Origin of the sequence: Methanobrevibacter sp. (assembly GCF_045644645.1) — an archaeon.
Lineage (GTDB): Archaea > Methanobacteriota > Methanobacteria > Methanobacteriales > Methanobacteriaceae > Methanocatella.
The window spans coordinates 1-2,486 of record NZ_JAZRHE010000060.1; the positions used below are offsets into that span (position 1 = coordinate 1).

Genomic DNA, 2,486 nt, shown 5'->3' on the forward strand with positions numbered 1-2,486 from the left:
TTTTGAAGTTTATAATGGTCATTTTTCAAAATAGATAAAAAATTGTATTGGTGTAAAATATTGGTTTAGCTTTGTAAAATTATTTATTAAATGTTAATATATAAGTAAGTTAAAAAAAGTAAGGTTTTGAGGAGTTATTCTCCTTCAAAATCTTTTTCATCAAATTCAATGCCTTCTTTGAATTCAATTTTATCATCTTCAATTCCAACAAGGTCTTTGAATTCTCTCATTTTCAAATCTTCTTTCTTGTGTTCTAAAAATCCATAAACTGATTTGTGTCTGGATCCGTTTATAATCATTTCAATGGCTTCTTTAGCAATCAGTATGTTTTCCATTTCACCAATTAATGAAACAGTTTTTCCATAAATTGCCATATCTACTTCGGCCATTTCCATAATTATTTCACGTGTTTTTCCGTCTTTTCCGATAATTCTACCTTTGTGTCTTGCAAGGGCCTTTTTAGATTTTCCGATGTACAATGGTAAACTGATTACTTCCAGATAAATGTCATCATTAACTAATTTAAGTGCAACTTCAGGATTAAATCCACGGGCCACTGCCTTTACAATATGATTAGCATTCCAAACGCCTAATGGATCTTCCATATCATCTCTAGGTGTTATATAAACTGTACCATCATCACTATCAATATCTAAAATGGTTCCAGTTGCTTTTTCAATGGATTTTTTCACTCCTCCATTGCTTCCAATCAATGCCCCTACTCTATTTTGAGGTATTTTTAAATAATCTGTTTCCGGCATTTTATCACCTTTTTTAATTAGAATTAATAATAACTATTTAATCGAAATTATTTAAAATTTAGGATTGATTTATTTGAATAATACAGAAATACATTGAATTCTACAAATCTTCAATAAATCGTGCTCAATGTGATTTTTTAGTTATAACACATTTTAATTATAGTTTTTCAATTTAACAATGTAAATGAGAGTTTTCACATGGGAAACATTTATCATTTGTCTTAAAATAATCAAGGACAAGAATAAGATTCTTTTTCTTAAAAAATAGCCATTTGGTTATAGCATCATTACATCTATCTTTTTCTGACTGTTTTATTTTCCCATGTTGTGAATTCATATCCGTTTTCATCATGTTCAATATTTTCCATAGGCACTAAAGGCACTTTACCAAGGCCAAGAGGTGAATTATATACGTATGTTGGTTTACACATGCCGCTTGTTCTGCCTTCCAAATGTTTCATAATATCTAAACCTTTGGAAATATCGACTTGGAAATGTTTTGTACCTTTAATATCTTTCGGATGGAATAAATAATATGGGATTACACGATATTTTTGCAATTCTTCATTAGTTTTCTGAATGCAATATTTGTCATCATTGATGTTATGCAATAATACCATCTGATTTCTTACAAGTATTCCATGGTCGGTTAATATGTCAATTGCCCTGACGGCTTCCGGAGTAATTTCGCATGCATGATTAAATTGTGTTGAAATATTCACTTTATATTTTCTAAGCAATACAGCTAGTTCATCATCAATTCTAAATGGAAGTGTTGCCAATGTCCTTGTTCCGACCCTTATTATTTCAACATGGTTGATTTGGGATAATTTATTGAATATGTATTCTAGTTTATTGTTGGGCAACAATAACGCATCTCCGCCGGTAACCAACACTTCTCTGATTGTCGGAGTTTTTTCTATAAACTCTATTGATTCATCAATATCTTTTTTCGATGTGTTTCTGTCATAATTGCCTATTAGTCTGCGGCGCTGGCAATGCCTACAGTACATGGGACAAGCATTGGTAACGTTGATAATTAATTTGTTGGGGTATCTTCTAGTAATTTTTCCAGCGGGATTTGATTGTTCTTCCTTCATTGGATCTAATTCTCCGGATTCTTCAAATTCTTTAATATTTGGAAATGACTGGAGTCTTATTGGGCAAATTGGATCGTTGAAATCTATTAATGAAAAATAATATGGGGTTATTGCGAATCTATATTTTTCACTGACCTTTTTTATATTATCATACTCTTCTGTTGTAAGATTAGCATATTTTGAAATTTCATCCACATCACTAATACGATTCTTTAATTGCCATTTGTGATTATTCCAATCTTTTTCAGTTGCATTCAATTCTTCTAAAATTTTATTTTTAGTATTGTCATATAACTGTTTAGAGAATTCACTAAATCCTATTCTAACTTTTGATTTATGTTTCATGTCCTCTAGAGCAATTTTATCAAGTTCGTTTGAACGCATTAATGATTTTTTTCTATTTAGGTCTATAATATCTACCCCATTTTTTCTGTTTTTAGGCATGTTTATAATTCATCAATTTATAAAATAGTTCTTTTATATAAAAAACATTTTTGTAAAAAAATGATTTCATCTCACCATATCCCATAACCAAAAAACGACATAATGGTGAAATACACAAATAAATTCAAATGAACTGGTGGAATGGGTTAATGGGTGGTGTTGATGATTTTTATAAAAATAT

At 29.9% G+C, this 2,486-nt stretch carries 2 protein-coding genes; both read right to left on the reverse strand.

All coding sequences use genetic code 11. The annotated features are described in order from the left end of the window. Nucleotides 1–134: 134 nt before the first annotated feature. On the reverse strand, nt 135–761 hold the full coding sequence (locus tag ACKI4K_RS03435) for a KH domain-containing protein (protein WP_407422308.1): 627 nt from the start codon (nt 759–761) through the stop codon (nt 135–137). Nucleotides 762–1,054: 293 nt separating this feature from the next. After that, the gene (locus ACKI4K_RS03440; RefSeq protein ID WP_407422310.1) at nt 1,055–2,305 is read right to left on the reverse strand and encodes a KamA family radical SAM protein; all 1,251 of its coding nucleotides are present in this window, start codon (nt 2,303–2,305) and stop codon (nt 1,055–1,057) included. Nucleotides 2,306–2,486: the final 181 nt, after the last annotated feature.